At 63.7% G+C, this 14,199-nt stretch carries 17 protein-coding genes; 10 read left to right on the top strand and 7 right to left on the bottom strand.

What is annotated here, in order from left to right:
• Window positions 1-393: 393 nt before the first annotated feature.
• Window positions 394-1,350: a chemotaxis protein gene (locus tag AWB81_RS24100; RefSeq protein ID WP_062639066.1), complete on the top strand. Its 957-nt coding sequence runs from the start codon at window positions 394-396 to the stop codon at window positions 1,348-1,350.
• 140 nt (window positions 1,351-1,490) lie between these two features.
• Here AWB81_RS24100 and AWB81_RS24095 read toward each other — a convergent pair whose 3' ends face one another.
• From AWB81_RS24095 to AWB81_RS24085, 3 genes are all read right to left on the bottom strand, one after another.
• On the bottom strand, window positions 1,491-1,763 hold the full coding sequence (locus AWB81_RS24095) for a hypothetical protein (protein WP_062639065.1): 273 nt from the start codon (window positions 1,761-1,763) through the stop codon (window positions 1,491-1,493).
• A 303-nt stretch (window positions 1,764-2,066) separates the two neighbouring features.
• Entirely contained in the window at window positions 2,067-2,495 is a 429-nt protein-coding gene (locus AWB81_RS24090) for a response regulator (protein ID WP_062639064.1), read from the bottom strand.
• 92 nt (window positions 2,496-2,587) lie between these two features.
• Complete coding sequence (locus AWB81_RS24085) at window positions 2,588-2,929, bottom strand: hypothetical protein (protein WP_062639063.1); 342 nt, start codon at window positions 2,927-2,929, stop codon at window positions 2,588-2,590.
• Between the two features lie 115 nt (window positions 2,930-3,044).
• On the opposite strand from AWB81_RS24085, the gene AWB81_RS48330 reads away from it, so the two are divergent.
• Window positions 3,045-3,176: a hypothetical protein gene (locus AWB81_RS48330; RefSeq protein WP_268811763.1), complete on the top strand. Its 132-nt coding sequence runs from the start codon at window positions 3,045-3,047 to the stop codon at window positions 3,174-3,176.
• A complete protein-coding gene (locus AWB81_RS24080) occupies window positions 3,173-4,195 on the top strand; it encodes a transporter (RefSeq protein WP_062639062.1) in 1,023 nt (340 codons plus the stop codon). The genes AWB81_RS48330 and AWB81_RS24080 overlap by 4 nt, the downstream gene beginning before the upstream one ends.
• Before the next feature lie 4 nt (window positions 4,196-4,199).
• Here AWB81_RS24080 and AWB81_RS24075 read toward each other — a convergent pair whose 3' ends face one another.
• Window positions 4,200-4,667 carry a nuclear transport factor 2 family protein gene (locus AWB81_RS24075; protein ID WP_062639061.1) on the bottom strand — a complete coding sequence of 156 codons (468 nt, stop codon included), beginning with the start codon at window positions 4,665-4,667 and terminating at the stop codon, window positions 4,200-4,202.
• 93 nt (window positions 4,668-4,760) lie between these two features.
• On the opposite strand from AWB81_RS24075, the gene AWB81_RS24070 reads away from it, so the two are divergent.
• Window positions 4,761-5,324, top strand: a complete 564-nt coding sequence (locus AWB81_RS24070) for a TetR/AcrR family transcriptional regulator (protein ID WP_062639060.1) — start codon at window positions 4,761-4,763, stop codon at window positions 5,322-5,324.
• Between the two features lie 161 nt (window positions 5,325-5,485).
• Here AWB81_RS24070 and AWB81_RS24065 read toward each other — a convergent pair whose 3' ends face one another.
• Entirely contained in the window at window positions 5,486-5,908 is a 423-nt protein-coding gene (locus AWB81_RS24065; protein ID WP_062639059.1) for an RcnB family protein, read from the bottom strand.
• A gap of 142 nt (window positions 5,909-6,050) precedes the next feature.
• Window positions 6,051-7,541 carry a MocR-like pyridoxine biosynthesis transcription factor PdxR gene (pdxR, locus tag AWB81_RS24060; protein WP_062639058.1) on the bottom strand — a complete coding sequence of 497 codons (1,491 nt, stop codon included), beginning with the start codon at window positions 7,539-7,541 and terminating at the stop codon, window positions 6,051-6,053.
• Between the two features lie 185 nt (window positions 7,542-7,726).
• Between pdxR and AWB81_RS24055 the strand changes: the two genes are divergently transcribed.
• The 5 genes from AWB81_RS24055 to AWB81_RS24035 all read left to right on the top strand — a co-directional run bounded on the left by AWB81_RS24055 (window position 7,727) and on the right by AWB81_RS24035 (window position 12,720).
• Complete coding sequence (locus AWB81_RS24055) at window positions 7,727-8,824, top strand: ABC transporter ATP-binding protein (protein ID WP_062639057.1); 1,098 nt, start codon at window positions 7,727-7,729, stop codon at window positions 8,822-8,824.
• Between the two features lie 68 nt (window positions 8,825-8,892).
• Entirely contained in the window at window positions 8,893-9,930 is a 1,038-nt protein-coding gene (locus AWB81_RS24050; protein WP_062639056.1) for an ABC transporter substrate-binding protein, read from the top strand.
• Window positions 9,931-9,989: 59 nt separating this feature from the next.
• Complete coding sequence (locus tag AWB81_RS24045) at window positions 9,990-11,261, top strand: ABC transporter permease (RefSeq protein ID WP_062639055.1); 1,272 nt, start codon at window positions 9,990-9,992, stop codon at window positions 11,259-11,261.
• 19 nt (window positions 11,262-11,280) lie between these two features.
• Window positions 11,281-12,120 carry an ABC transporter permease gene (locus AWB81_RS24040; RefSeq protein ID WP_062639054.1) on the top strand — a complete coding sequence of 280 codons (840 nt, stop codon included), beginning with the start codon at window positions 11,281-11,283 and terminating at the stop codon, window positions 12,118-12,120.
• Window positions 12,121-12,258: 138 nt separating this feature from the next.
• On the top strand, window positions 12,259-12,720 hold the full coding sequence (locus AWB81_RS24035; protein WP_062639053.1) for a DUF3331 domain-containing protein: 462 nt from the start codon (window positions 12,259-12,261) through the stop codon (window positions 12,718-12,720).
• Window positions 12,721-12,791: 71 nt separating this feature from the next.
• Here AWB81_RS24035 and AWB81_RS24030 read toward each other — a convergent pair whose 3' ends face one another.
• Window positions 12,792-13,406, bottom strand: a complete 615-nt coding sequence (locus tag AWB81_RS24030) for an NAD(P)-dependent oxidoreductase (protein ID WP_062639052.1) — start codon at window positions 13,404-13,406, stop codon at window positions 12,792-12,794.
• A gap of 438 nt (window positions 13,407-13,844) precedes the next feature.
• On the opposite strand from AWB81_RS24030, the gene AWB81_RS24025 reads away from it, so the two are divergent.
• Window positions 13,845-14,039: a hypothetical protein gene (locus AWB81_RS24025; RefSeq protein WP_062639051.1), complete on the top strand. Its 195-nt coding sequence runs from the start codon at window positions 13,845-13,847 to the stop codon at window positions 14,037-14,039.
• Window positions 14,040-14,199 lie beyond the last annotated feature (160 nt).

The raw sequence follows: 14,199 nt of genomic DNA, 5'->3' as shown, positions 1-14,199 counted from the left end.
GCGCATCGGCCGATGCGCGCCTGTCGAACAGAGTCAGCGCTTTGGCGCTTACTCTGGTCCCATGCAGACTGCTTGTTTCTTCTTCGGGATCACCGCCTCTCGCCGCGGCGCACGCGGCAGCAATTACGCCCCGATTACCCCGACTATTCAAAAAGTATAGATCAGAGACCCGCCCCGATGTGCGCCGCCGCGCGCAATGCGCGACGCGCGGTGGCGCAACGCCGGTCTGCCCGGCGTCGAGGCGCGGCGGGATTTCGCATCGAACATGCCTTCAGTTTCGCAGAAGTCTGCCGCTAATCAGCAATCAATCGCCGCAAACCGGGCGATGGCACACAGACTTACACACACGCCTGGACGCGCACGCCGCTTCCCGGCGACGATCAGGGGCAAAGAGTGAGCAATTCACAGCACGACATCGAGCAGCGCGTCCGGCTCGCCGGCAACAACATGTTCGAGCTGCTGTTGTTCCGGCTGGGCGAAGCCCCGGAGTCGGAGCAGCGGGAGCTTTACGGCATCAACGTCTTCAAGGTGCGCGAAATCCTCGCGATGCCGTCCATCACCGCCGTGGCAGGCGCAAACGAGGAAATTCTCGGTGTCGCGGACATCCGCGGCCAGATCATCCCTGTGATCGACCTGGCAAAAGTCACCGGCTGCCGTCCGAAAAACGGGCCGAAGATCCTGCTCGTCACGGAATTCGCGCGCACGACGCAAGGTTTCGCCGTCGAGGAAGTCGACGATATCGTGCGGTTGGAGTGGAATCAGGTGTTGTCGGCGGAATCGCATTCGAGCGGCCGCACCGTGACGAGCTTCGCGCGCCTCGATGGCAACGTCGACGGCTCGCGGCTCGCGCAGGTGCTCGACGTCGAGCGGATCGTGCGCGACGTGCTGCCCTCGCAGGACGCCGACATCACCGAGGAAAGCACGGGCCGCGTGAAGCTCAAGCCGGGTGCGAAGGTGCTCGCCGCCGACGATTCGGGCGTCGCGCGCAGCCTGATCGAGCAGAGCCTGACCGCGATGGGCGTGCCGTTCGTGATGACGAAGACCGGCCAGGAAGCGTGGAACGTGCTGCAAAGCGCTCAGAAAAAAGCTGAGGCCGACGGCACCGCGGTGAGCGACCAGATTGCTCTCGTGCTGACCGATCTCGAAATGCCGGAAATGGACGGTTTCACGCTCACGCGCCGCATCAAGGCCGACGCAGGCCTGCAGTCGATCCCGGTCGTGATTCACTCGTCGCTGTCGGGCTCGGCGAACGAGCAGCACGTGCGCAAGGTGGGCGCGAACGCCTATGTATCGAAATTCGTGGCGGCCGAACTGGCGTCGGTCATGCGCGAGGCGCTCTACGGAACGTGATTGCACGAGCGCGCGAGAACTAATGCCGTAAACGCGCCGACGCCCGGTGCAGCGAGACCTTGTGAGTCTGCTGCACCGGGCGTCGGTTCGTTTTCACGACGCACCCGGACCGGCGGATACCCGGCCGGGCGCAGTTTCGATCAGTGACCGAAGTAGATCGAGTTCGTGTCGCTGGCTTGAGCACGATTGCCTGCCTGGCTCAACGTGTCGCGCGAACCGCCGAAGGCGCGGGCATCTGCGCCGTTCACTGCTTGTTCAGCGGCGATCGTCTGTGCGCTCGGACCTTGTTGCGAAGCCGGTGCGCCGACTGCCGGACGATACGAAGGAGCCGGGCCATAGCCGCTGGCGAAAGCCGGCGCTGCGAGGGTGGCGGAAGCTGCGATCAGCAAGGTAGCGAGAAGATTGCGTTTCATGGTGTTCTCCAAAGGCGTTTGACGTTCGTTTCAGAAGGCGCCGCAGCAGGCTTGCTTGAAACTGGTGCTACGTCGATGGAATGGAGTGTATACCCCTACTATCGGATTTTTATCCCCATAAATTTCAATTCTCTTTTCGGGATATACCAACAATCGATCTGGCACCCGGAAGGCGCGATTGGGCGCGAAAGCCCGTCGCGCAAGGCTTCCTGCGAATAGGGCAAACACGTTGGTTGACGGGGGCAGAACAATCGCGGCGCAATTTTTTCAGTGCGCCGCGTGTCGGAGAGCGAGGAAGGCGGACTAGTGAACGAGCCGCTGGATGAGGTGAACGAGCGCGCCGGGCGTATTGCCCTTCTGGCAATAACCGTCGAAGCCGGCACGTACGCCTTGCGTGCGGACGTAATCTTCGCCCAGCGCGGTGAACGCGATGATCCCGACATTACGGGTCGGAGGGATGCGCCTGAGGACACGCGCGGTCGCGAAACCGTCGTGCTCCGGCATGCTGATATCGAGGACGATCACGTGCGGAACCCACCCGTTGATCGCGTGGAGTGCGTCGACGCCGCTCAGCACGTAGCGTGTGTCGAAACCATCGGCGGCGAGCGCGGCGGCAAGTCCTTCGGCGCTCGCTTCGTTATCGTCTACGACGAGAATACGCCAACGCTGCAAATCGACGTCGACACTTCGATCCGTCCAGAGGACGCAGGAAGACTGAAAGACTGAATGCATGAAACGCCCGGAATATTCGTCTGAGCGACGAGAAGCAGGTTTCGCGCCCGGACTCGGGCATCGCGGGGGACGTCCGGCCGGGGGGCGCGTGCTCAGGCGACGTCTTTTTTCCCCCGGCGGGGCTTGACGGATGGTTCTTCGCTGTCGCGAAGACGCGCGTTCGCCTGCACGAGCAGATCGGCGCCGCGTTGGACCACGGAGTGGTCTAACGCCTCGATGGCGTCGCGCAACGCGGCCTGCTCGGCTTTTCCGAGAGTCACCGGACCGCGCTCGACGACACGCTTCGCCTCCTTTTCGAGGCGCTTGTGCAATTTCGCGCCGAACCTGCTGTCGATGGCCTGCTCGCGCATCAGCTCGCTGATCGCCATGGCAAGCCGTATGAGGCCGGCCGCGCTCGTCTGCGTGGGCTCGTCGATTTCGTCCTGAATATCCACCTCGGTTCTCCGTAAAGCGGCAAATGCGGGGCAATGAGCCGGGAACGGCTACGTCCGACGTCACGCGTAGCGCCATCGTAGTGGATCAATATGACAGTCACACTAGCAACCCAATATGCACGATTTCACCGACGCGCGCAGCAACCAGCACGCGCAATCGCGGCAACCTGGCGGCGAACCGATGGCACACTACGGCTCTGAAGGCGCTCCGAACCACGGCATCATCGACAATTCCAACCCCGCATGAAATCCGCCACGATCCAGGCAGCGCAATACGGCTCCGACTTCTCCGGCCTCGTCTGCGGCTTTCGCTTCGTCGCCGACGAACCCGGCACGCCCATCGATTCGAGCGGCGTCCTCGAATGGCTGGAGCGGACGGACACCGCGAAGGAGTTTCTCTGGCTGCATTTCGACCTCGCGAACAGTTCGAGCGAGCGCTGGATTCGTGCGCGGCTCGACCTGCCCGACGCCTTCTTCGACACGCTGCGCGACGGCTCGCATTCGACCCGCATCGAGCATCAGGAAGGCGCGCTCATCGCGGTCATCAACGATGTCATCTTCAACTTCGAACTGACGCCTGCCGAAATCGCGACGCTCTGGGTCTATACGCATCAGAAACTGCTCGTCACGGCGCGGCTGAAGCCGCTGCGCTCGGTGGACACGCTGCGCGAATCCGTGCGGCGCGGCGAAGTCTTTCGCTCGCCCGCCGAACTGCTCACGCACCTGCTGCGCGATCAGGCCGACCTGCTCGTGCAGATCGTGCGGCGCACGAACGTCGAGGTGGATGGCATCGAGGACCGTTTCCTGTCGATGCGCGCGCCCGCCAGCCGCTCCGACCTCGGCGCCATGCGACGCGTGCTCGTGCGCCTGCAGCGCCTGCTTGCGCCCGAGCCGGGCTCCGTGTTCCGCCTGCTCGCGCGGCCGCCGCGCTGGCTTCATCTGCACGACGTGCAGGACCTGCGGGACGCGACCGAGGAATTCTCGCTCGTGCTCGGCGATCTGGCCGGGCTGGTCGAGCGCATCAAGCTACTGCAGGAAGAAATCGGCACCCGCATGGACGAGCAGAGCAACCGCACGCTCTTCACGCTGACGCTCGTCACGGTGCTCGCGCTGCCGATCAACATCGTCGCTGGATTCTTCGGGATGAATGTCGGCGGGATTCCGTTCGCCGAGAATCATCACGGGTTCTGGCTGATGGTGCTGATCGTGGCGAGCTTCACCGTGCTCGCCGGATGGTGGGTGTTCCGCCGTCGGCGTGATCGCTAGCCGGTCACAGTCCGAGCTCGCTCAGGCCCGGGTGGTCGTCCGGCCGGCGGCCAAGCGGCCAGTGATACTTGCGCTCCGATTCCTTGATCGGCAGGTCGTTGATGCTCGCATGCCGGTGCGTCATCAGGCCCGCCTCGTTGAACTGCCAGTTCTCGTTGCCATAGCTGCGGAACCAGTGGCCGGAATCGTCGTGCCATTCGTAGGCGAACCGGACCGCGATGCGCGAGCCGTCGTGCGCCCACAGTTCCTTGATCAGCCGATAGTCGAGTTCGCGCACCCATTTGCGCTGCAGGAACGCTTCCACTGCCGCGCGGCCGTTGACGAATTCCGCACGATTACGCCAGCGCGTGTCCTCGCTATACGCAAGCGCGACGCGCTGCGGATCGCGGCTGTTCCAGCCGTCTTCGGCTAGACGCACTTTCAGCCTGGCGGATTCGAGTTCGAACGGCGGGAACGGCGGTTTGGTTTCCATGGCGCATCCTCGGTACGTATTCAGGGGAAGTAGACAGGTCTGTCTACCAGCGCACTCTAGCGCAGGGAGACAGACCTGTCTACAATTCTTTCCATGAACTCCACCGCTCAAGCCGAAGCCGCCGATCCCTCGCCGTCCGAGCGCATCCTGCACACCGCGCACGATCTTTTTTATCGCGACGGCATCCGCGCGACCGGCATCGATCGGGTGATCGCGGAATCGGGTGTCGCGAAGAAGACGTTCTATCGGTATTTTCCGAGCAAGGACGATCTGATCGTCGCGTTCCTGGAGTACCGGCACCAGAACTGGATGACGTGGTTCACCGATGCGCTCGAACGTCACGGCGGCAATCCCGCGGCGCTCGTGCCGGCGCTCACCGAATGGTTCGAAAGCGATCTCTATCGCGGCTGCGCGTTCATCAACTCGGTGGTGGAAGTGGGCGGCACGCACGCGGATGCCGTCGGGATCGCGCGGAGCCACAAGCGCGACATGACCGACGCCATCAGGAAGCTGCTGCCCGCATCGCGGACCGCGAAGGCCGATGCACAAGCGCTCGCGATGGCGGTCGACGGCGCGATTGTCGCGGCGCAGTTCGAAGACTCGCCGGCTGTGGCGTTGAAGTCGCTTGGGCGCATCGTCCGGGCGATGAGCGCGTAAGACCTGCGAGGAGCGAGCGGGCAAAAAAAAGCACCGGCGTGAAGCCGGTGCAGAAGGGTTGGTCTACGGGGATGTGACGCAACCGAGAGAAAACGTGAGCTTATCGGCGCGTCGCGAGAGAGGACAATCGAACGTTCCAATCACGGCGATAGGTGCGCGATTTATCGTGTGAGCACGATCTGCGCGATGATTCCCGAGGTCACCGCCACGAGCAGATAGTCACCGCCGACGCCGACCCAGTGATACCCGTGCGGCGGCTGACGCAGGCCATAGCCGCGCCAGTCGTCGACGACGTACTGACGGTTGTGATAGTCGCTCGACAGGCGCTCGCCCTTGTGCCAGTCCGGGTGATCCGGACCATTGTCCGCATGCGCCGGCGGACGTCCCATGTCGTGGCGGTCGTCGTGACGCTGGTCCGGCGCTGCGCCCGGATGTCCCTGCGCAGGCTGGTTGTTTGCGTGCTGCTGGCCCGGGCCGCCGTGCCCGTCTTCGGGGCCGCCGTGCATCTGCTGCGCGAAGGCCGCGCTGGTTGCAAGACCCACGCTCGCGCACAGCAGCGCAGCGACGATTCGACTTTTCTTCATGAGCACCTCTTGTACGTTCCAGAAATTCTGCCGATTAAAAAGGTCGTCCGGATCGGTCGATGCCGGACGAATCGGTAGTCGAAACTGTACGCGGCGGTGCGCGAAATCGGCGTGAGAATGTGTAAGTAACGCTTACGTCAAATTACGGGACTAGCGCGGTGCGAAGCGTCATTGCCTGGTTGATCGTCTGCGCGAGCGTCGCGAACGCGGGTCCGATCTGCTCGTTGGGCACGCATGCATAACCGAGCATCAGCCCCGGCCGCGCCGAGGCCTGATCCACGTAGTAGTTCACCAGCGGCCTCGTGACGACACCCGCTTCGAGCGCCGCGGCGGCGACCGCGCGGTCGTCGGTGCCGTCGGGCAGGCCGAGCACGAGATGCAGGCCGGCTTCGTCGCCCATCACGTCGAGCGTGTCGCCGAAGTGCGCGGTGATCGCGTCGATCAGCAATTGCCGCCGTTCCCCGTAGAGCGTGCGCATGCGCCGCACATGCGAGGTCAGATAGCCGTCCATGATGAATTCCGTCAGCACGGCCTGCTGCATCAGTTGCCCTTCGCGATAAAGCTCGGCGATGCCCGTGCGGAACGTATCGACCAGTTGTTCCGGCACGACCATATAGCCCATGCGCAGGCCCGGAAACAGCATCTTGCCGAGACTGCCGACATAGATCACCTGCCCCGCATCGTCGAGACCCTGAAGCGACGCGAGCGGCCGGCTGCCGTAGCGGAACTCGCTGTCGTAGTCGTCCTCGATGATCCAGACCTCGTGCTGGCGCGCGAATTCGAGCAGCGAGCGCCGTCGCGCGAGACTCATCACCATGCCGAGCGGATACTGGTGCGACGGCGTCACGAGCGCGAGGCGCGGCGGGTTCTGCATGTCGCGTTCGAGCGGATTGAGCCCTTCGCCGTCGACGGGAATCGGCACGAGCGTCAGCCCGGACGACTGCAACACGCTTCTCACGCCCCAGTAGCACGGCTCCTCGACCCACGCGCGGTCGCCGAAATCGGTGAGCAGGCGCACGGCGAGATCGATCGACTGATGGATACCGGTCGTGATCACGATCTGGTCCGGCGAGCATTTCACCGACCGCGCGACGCGCAGATAATCCGACAGCGCGCGCCTGAGCGGCCGGTAGCCGCCGCCCGGCGCGTAGGTCAGCAGTTCGGGATTGGCGCGCTTCCAGAGCCTCGCCTGCAGGCGGCTCCAGGTGCGCGCGGGAAACTCGGCGACGTCGGGCACGCCCGGCATGAACGCGCCCCACTGTTTCGGCGACACGCCCGCCTCTGCGATCAGCCGCGCGCCGCGTCTGGAAAGCGCGCAAGGCTTGCGCGGCCCGCTGCCGTTCAGGTGCGGCGCGGTTTCCTGCGGACGCGTGTCGGCGACGTAGGTCCCGCTTCCGGTCGACGAGATCACGTAGCCCTCGGCCGTCAGTTGGTCGTAGACGTGCAGCACGGTATTGCGCGCGATTTCGAGGTCGGTCGCGAGCGTGCGCGAGCTTGGCAGCTTGGTGCCGGGCGCAAGCTGGCCGGTCAGGATGGCCTGCTGCATCAGGTCGAGCACCTGACGGTACATCGGTTCGGCGTGCGCGCGGTCGAGCCGCGAGTGCAGCCAGTCGGAAAGGATGATCGTGTCCAAGTGGTTACCTGCCCGGCAATCGCGGCCGTCTAAGTGGTTCCACCGCGAATATTGAAATGGCTCCACATTGTAGAACCGTACAGGGCTATAGTTGTCGCGGGCAGTGGAAATAATTTCCGGTGCGGCGCCGCAAAGCGTCGCAACCGCGGTCGTCAGCCATACAGGAATCGAAGGAGACTCGGACGATGAAATCCGATCAGGTGATCGTCAGCTTTCGCGGTGTTCGCAAGACCTATGACGGCGAGACGCTCGTCGTAAAGGGACTCGACCTCGACATCTATCAGGGCGAATTCCTCACGCTGCTGGGGCCGTCCGGGTCGGGCAAGACGACCTGCCTCATGATGCTCGCGGGCTTCGAGTTCCCGACGGGCGGCGAGATCTGGCTCGACGGCAAGCTGCTGAACAAGGTGCCCCCGCACAAGCGCGACATCGGCATGGTGTTTCAGAACTACGCGCTCTTTCCGCATTTGTCGGTGCAGCAGAACGTCGAATATCCGCTGACGGTGCGCAAGATGTCCGCCGCCGAGCGCGCCGAACGCGTCAACACCGCGCTCAAGATGGTGCGCATGGAGAGCTTCGCGAAGCGTTATCCCGCGCAGCTTTCCGGCGGCCAGCAGCAGCGCATCGCGCTCGCCCGGGCGCTCGTGTTCGAGCCGAAGCTCGTGCTGATGGACGAGCCGCTCGGCGCACTCGACAAGCAGTTGCGCGAACACATGCAATACGAACTGAAATCGCTGCACGAGAAGCTCGGCGTGACCTTCGTCTACGTGACGCACGACCAGGGCGAGGCGCTCACGATGTCCGACCGCGTCGCGGTCTTCGACAAGGGCATCGTGCAACAGCTCGACACCGTCGATCACCTCTACGAAGCGCCGTGCAACGAATTCGTCGCGAACTTCATCGGCGACAGCAACCGCCTGCGCGGCACGATCGAACAGACGCAAGGCGATTTCTGCGACATCCGTCTCGCCGACGGCACGCGCGTCTCGGGTCTGAACGTCGCGAAGGCCAAGCCGGGGTCGGAAGCCATCGCGTGCATCCGGCCCGAGCGCATGAAGCTCACGGCAATGGCGGGCAGCGACCGCCCGGGCGCGAATGCGCTCGCGGGCGAAGCGAAGAGCCTGATCTATTTCGGCGATCACGTACGCATGCGCTGCGGCGTGCGCGAGCAGGACGAGTGCTTCGTCAAGGTGCCGCTCGGCACGGACGCGCTCGCCGCCTTCGCGCCCGGCGCGCCCATCGCGCTCGAATTTGCGCCGGAGCATCTGCGGGTATTCGCATAAAGGTTCGTGCAGCAACGGTTCCCAACAGCAGTCCACTCATAACAGCAAGCAGAAGAGGAAACCCGATCATGAAGAAGTTCGCAATGTGTTCCATCGCGGCTGCGGCTGCGCTCGTGTGTGCATCGGGGGCGATGGCCGCCGAACTGACCGTCGTGAACTTCGGCGGCGCCAACGGCAATGCGCAGAAAGTCGCGTTCAACCAGCCGTTCGAGAAGGAATCGGGCACCAAGGTCACGGCCGTCGAGTACAACGGCGAGCAGGCCAAGGTCAAGGCGATGGTCGAAGCGAAGCACGTGAACTGGGACGTCGTCGAAGTCGAATCGGGCGATCTCGGACGCGGCTGCGACGAAGGTCTGTATGAGAAGCTCGACTGGTCGAAGATCGCGAAGAAGTCCGACCTCGTGCCGGAGTCGCCGGCGACGTGCGGCGTCGGCTTCTTCGTGTGGTCGACGGCGCTCGCCTACAACGCCGACAAGCTCAAGTCCGCGCCCGCCAGCTGGGCCGATTTCTGGGACGTGAAGAAATTTCCGGGCAAGCGCGGCATGAGAAAGGGCGCGCGATACAACCTCGAATTCGCGCTGATGGCCGACGGCGTCGCGCCGAAGGACGTCTACAAGGTGCTCGGCACGAAAGCCGGCGCCGATCGCGCATTCAAGAAGCTCGACGAGCTGAAGCCGAACATCCAGTGGTGGGAAGCGGGCGCGCAGCCGCCGCAGTTCCTGGTCGCGGGCGACGTGGTGATGTCGACGGCCTACAACGGGCGTATCGATGCCGCGCAGAAGGAAGGCAAGAACCTGAAGGTCGTGTGGAACGGCAGCATTTACGACCTCGACTACTGGGCGATTCCGAAGGGCTCGCCGAACAAGGACCTCGCGACGAAGTTCATCGCGTATTCGGTGTCGGACAAGCCGCAGCAGGTGTATGCGCAGAACATCGCCTATGGTCCGGTGAACAAGGCCGCAATCAAGGCGCTCGACGCGAAGACGCAGGACAACATGCCGAACTCGCCGGCCAACGCGAAGAACGCGGTGCTGCAGGACATGGCGTTCTGGACCGATCACGGCGACGAACTGGAGCAGCGCTTCACGGCGTGGGCGTCGAAGTAAGGTAGTGACGGCCGCCTTCGCAAAGCGGAGGCGGCCGCGAAAAGCCAGGAGACTTTTGCGTGAACACGATGACGATTGCCGCCGAACCGACGCTCGAATCCGCCGCCCGGCTCAAGCGCGAACTGAAGCTCGCGGAAGCGAAGAAACGCGCGGTGGCGCTTCTCTTCATCGCACCGCTCGCGATCTTCCTGTTTCTGATTTTCGTGGTGCCGATCGGCGCGCTGCTCACGCGCGCGGCCGAAAATCCCGAAGTCGCGACAGCGCTCCCGCACACGGGCGCGGCGTTGCGCGCGTGGGACCGCAAGGCGCCGCCGCCCGACGCCGCATACGCCGCGCTCGCCCAGGACCTCACGGCGATCCAGGACGGCGAATCGATGGGCGCGCTCGCCCGGCGCCTGAATACCGAGATTCCGGGCTATCGCTCGCTCGTCGCGAAGACGGCGCGCGCGATGCCGCTCAACGGCGACGACGGCAAGCCGCTCGCTGCGCCGCAGATCCGCGCGAAGATCGTCGAACTCGACGAACGCTGGGGCGACGTCAACTACTGGCAAGCAATTGCGAAGAACGCGGGCCGCTATTCGCCGTTCTATCTGCTGGCTGCGCTCGATCATCGCCAGGACGGCTTCGGCAACATCGAGCACGCCGGTCCCGACCAGTCGATCTATCTCAGCATCTTTGCACGCACCTTCGTAATCGGCGTCGCGGTGACGTTCTTCGCGCTGCTGCTCGGCTTCCCGCTCGCGTACTGGATCTCGACGCTGCCCGCCCGCCGTGCCAACCTCGTGATGGTGCTCGTGCTGATTCCGTTCTGGACTTCGGTGCTGGTGCGCGTCGCCGCGTGGATCGTGCTGCTGCAAAGCGAAGGCCTCGTGAACAAGGCGCTGATCGGCGCAGGGCTGATCGACCAGCCGTTCGCGCTGCTTTTCAACCGCGTCGGCGTCTATATCTCGATGACGCACATCCTCCTTCCCTTCATGATCCTGCCGCTCTACAGCGTGATGAAGTCAGTGCCGCCGACTTATCAGCGCGCGGCCGTGTCGCTCGGCAGCCATCCGTTCGCCGCGTTCTGGCGCGTGTACGTGCCGCAGACGTATCCGGGCATCGGCGCGGGCGTGCTGCTCGTGTTCATTCTCGCGATCGGCTACTACATCACGCCGGCGCTGCTCGGTGGACCGAACGACCAGATGGTCAGCTACTACATCGCCTACTTCACGAACGTGACGATCAACTGGGGCATGGCCTGCGCGCTCGGCGCGCTCCTGCTCGCCGCCACGCTCGTGCTGTACGTCATCTACGGACGCTTCACGCGCTCGAACGTAAGCCTGGGATAAAGGGGAGAAACACAAAGCCATGAAACTTTCCAAGCCTTTGTTCGCCCCGCATACGTCGGCCATCGAACGCATCTGGTTCTTCGCGCTGCGCATCATCTGCGTGCTGACGCTCCTGTACCTGATCCTGCCGGTGCTGGCGATCGTGCCGCTGTCGTTCTCGTCGAGCACGTTCCTCGTCTATCCGATTCCCGGCTTCTCGATGCGCTGGTACGAAAACCTCGTGATGTCGGACGAGTGGCGCATGGCCGCGAAGAACAGCTTCATCGTGGCGCCCTCGGCGACCATCGTCGCGACGATTCTCGGCACGCTCGCCGCTGTAGGCCTGACGAAAGCCAACTTCCTCGGCAAGAGCCTGCTGATGGCCGTGCTGATCTCGCCGATGATCGTGCCGGTGATCGTCGTCGGCGTCGGGATGTATCTGTTCTTTGCCCCGCTCGGCATCGCCAACACGTATTTCGGGCTGATCCTGGCCCACGCGGCGCTCGGCGTGCCGTTCGTCGTGACGACCGTCGGCGCGACCTTGCAGAACTTCAACTACAACCTCGTGCGCGCGAGCCAGTCGCTCGGCGCGAGCCCGCTCACGACGTTCTTCCGCATCACGCTGCCGGTGATCGCGCCCGGCGTGATCTCGGGCGCGCTGTTCGCGTTCGCGACCTCGTTCGACGAAGTCGTCGTCACGCTTTTCCTCGCCGGCGCCGACCAGACGACGCTCCCGCGCCAGATGTTTACCGGTATCCGCGAGAACATCAGCCCGACGATCGCCGCCCTCGCGACGATCCTGATCGTGTTTTCGACTAGCCTTCTGCTCGCGCTCGAATGGCTGCGCGGCCGTGCGGCGGCCCGGGCGGTCGCTGCCTGACGGGGCTTTACGGCACAGTCCCGGTTTATTCCACGGGATTATTCGTGCCAATGGGACAGTGTTTTCACCGATGCAGTATTTATCAGAATATGCTTGTTGACGTACGTTCTAGGGCAAGCAACGCCTGGAACAGATGCCATGACAGCATTACTGAAAAGAGCGGACCCGTGGATGCAGACGGTCCACCAGTTGAAGGCGCTCCCGAGCGAGAGCGTCGAGGGGAGCGCGCCGAAGGCCGGGCGCGCGGAAAACGACTTCATCCTGCAGCTGACGCGCGCGTGGGATCGGGATCATCCGCAGCCGTCGAACGACCGCCGGCCGTTCCCGCAGGCCGTCGTGCGGGTGATCGAGCGTCCGAGCAGCGCGACGGCGCTCGTCTACTGGTCGGACCCCGGAACGTGTCATTACGGTTACCAGGGCTGGCGCGCGACGACGGCGACGGGCGAAGGCGTCTGCTCGCTCTCGGGCACGCCGATTCACCGTGGCGACCCGATCTACCGGCCGTCGCAGCGCGATCCGAAGCCGCAGAACGCATCGGCGATGATTCTCGCCGCCGCGATGCCCGTCGACGAGGAAGTGGAAGCCGACGTGCACGAGTGACTCGCCCGCACGGCTGAAAGCGGCGCTCGGATGAGTGCCGCTTTCGTTCGCCTTACGCCGGTCGGGATCGGTCAGTATCCGACCGTGAAGCGCTGGCGGATATGCGCGGGCTTCTCGAATTCGTCGAGGAAAGCGATCGCGAAGTCCTGGAAAGTGATCCAGCTTCGGCCGCCGCCGTCCACGAGCAACTCGTCGCGGCCGAGGCGGAAATGCTGCGTGCGCTTGCCATCGACGAATTCCGCCGACGGCGACACGAAGGTCCAGTCCAGCTCCTTCTCGGCGCGCAGGGCATCGAGGAACGCGGCGCCGGCCGCAGCCTCTTCCTTGTACTGCGGCGGGAAATCCGGCGTGTCGATCACGCGCACGCCGGGCGCGACGAAAAGGCTCCCCGCTCCGCCCACTACCATCAGCCGCCGGACGCCCGTCTCCCGCACCGGCCCGACGATCGCGCTCGCCGGAACGCCCGCGAAGCGCGCTGAACTGAATACCGCGTCGTGACCTTCCATCGCACCGGCGAGCGCGTTGGCGTCGAACAGATCGACGCTGCGGGCACTCACGCCCTCTCCCTCTTCGAGCGGCGCCGCATTGCGCGCAATGCCCGTCACGGTGTGTCCGCGGCGCAACGCCTCAACGAGCAATTGAGTTCCGACGTGCCCCGTCGCCCCGATGATCGCGATCTTGCTCATAGTCTCGTTCTCCTTACACGGCCTGCGGACAACAGCGTCCGCTCTGCCACACCGATCATAGTGGCGAACAAAGCTGCGTGACAGCGGCGAAACCGGCAGAAATAATTTCTCCGGATGACGGAATCGCGTGGATTCGCCCTTCGCCCTATTTTACATTACGCACCAGAATGGAACATGCCGGCAATATTCACGCCCGCTTGCGGTGCGCAAACGCTATACCTGGACGCATGCGCCATAAGTCGGAAGAACATTCGCCTGGCACGGTCGCGATTAAACTGTAGAGCCGCGCACTCGTTGCAGACGCAGCCGGGGCGTCCGATTCCTTTGCTTCGCGCCGCCTCCAGTCTGCTTTCGGGTGAAATGAACGTCGTCAATTTGTCATCCCTTTGGTTTATATTGCACTCTCTCGCCCGCTCCCACTACCGCAAGGAGTAAATCGTGAAGAATCCGCAAGTGCAGGGTGTTAACGAAAGAGGCGCGGTCCGCCCCGGCGAAGCGAACGTCGAGCCACCGGTCCGCGCGATGCCGGAATCGTCGTCCGACGATTCCGGCTACTCCGATTCGCTAGACATCCCGCTCGACTACGGCATCGTGATGGATGCCGTCAGAGACGCCGTCAGGGCGAATCTGTGATCCACGAGCTGGTCCCTCAAACAGCGCCCCAAATGGGGCTAATGCCGTTCAGTTAAGCACTGGACGGCATTTTAATTTTGGTACGGGAAGTGGTTGTAAACGTTGCGCCGAGCTGTTAACTTTTCGGAGCGATGCTTGCCAGCCACCTCACCTACCTGAT

The sequence above is a fragment of the Caballeronia arationis genome (assembly GCF_001544975.2).
Lineage (GTDB): Bacteria > Pseudomonadota > Gammaproteobacteria > Burkholderiales > Burkholderiaceae > Caballeronia > Caballeronia arationis.
This window is presented reverse-complemented; position numbering and strand designations above follow the sequence as displayed.

Excerpts from the sequence above, each read along its gene's own strand:
- AWB81_RS24065 (WP_062639059.1), bottom strand. The coding sequence starts at position 5,908 with ATGAAGAAAAGTCGAATCGTCGCTGCGCTGCTGTGCGCGAGCGTGGGT.
- AWB81_RS24095 (WP_062639065.1), bottom strand. The coding sequence starts at position 1,763 with ATGAAACGCAATCTTCTCGCTACCTTGCTGATCGCAGCTTCCGCCACC.
- AWB81_RS24075 (WP_062639061.1), bottom strand. The coding sequence starts at position 4,667 with ATGGAAACCAAACCGCCGTTCCCGCCGTTCGAACTCGAATCCGCCAGG.
- AWB81_RS24035 (WP_062639053.1), top strand. The coding sequence starts at position 12,259 with ATGACAGCATTACTGAAAAGAGCGGACCCGTGGATGCAGACGGTCCAC.
- AWB81_RS24090 (WP_062639064.1), bottom strand. The coding sequence starts at position 2,495 with ATGCATTCAGTCTTTCAGTCTTCCTGCGTCCTCTGGACGGATCGAAGT.
- AWB81_RS24055 (WP_062639057.1), top strand. The coding sequence starts at position 7,727 with ATGAAATCCGATCAGGTGATCGTCAGCTTTCGCGGTGTTCGCAAGACC.
- AWB81_RS48330 (WP_268811763.1), top strand. The coding sequence starts at position 3,045 with ATGCACGATTTCACCGACGCGCGCAGCAACCAGCACGCGCAATCGCGG.
- AWB81_RS24050 (WP_062639056.1), top strand. The coding sequence starts at position 8,893 with ATGAAGAAGTTCGCAATGTGTTCCATCGCGGCTGCGGCTGCGCTCGTG.
- AWB81_RS24080 (WP_062639062.1), top strand. The coding sequence starts at position 3,173 with ATGAAATCCGCCACGATCCAGGCAGCGCAATACGGCTCCGACTTCTCC.
- AWB81_RS24040 (WP_062639054.1), top strand. The coding sequence starts at position 11,281 with ATGAAACTTTCCAAGCCTTTGTTCGCCCCGCATACGTCGGCCATCGAA.
- AWB81_RS24030 (WP_062639052.1), bottom strand. The coding sequence starts at position 13,406 with ATGAGCAAGATCGCGATCATCGGGGCGACGGGGCACGTCGGAACTCAA.
- AWB81_RS24070 (WP_062639060.1), top strand. The coding sequence starts at position 4,761 with ATGAACTCCACCGCTCAAGCCGAAGCCGCCGATCCCTCGCCGTCCGAG.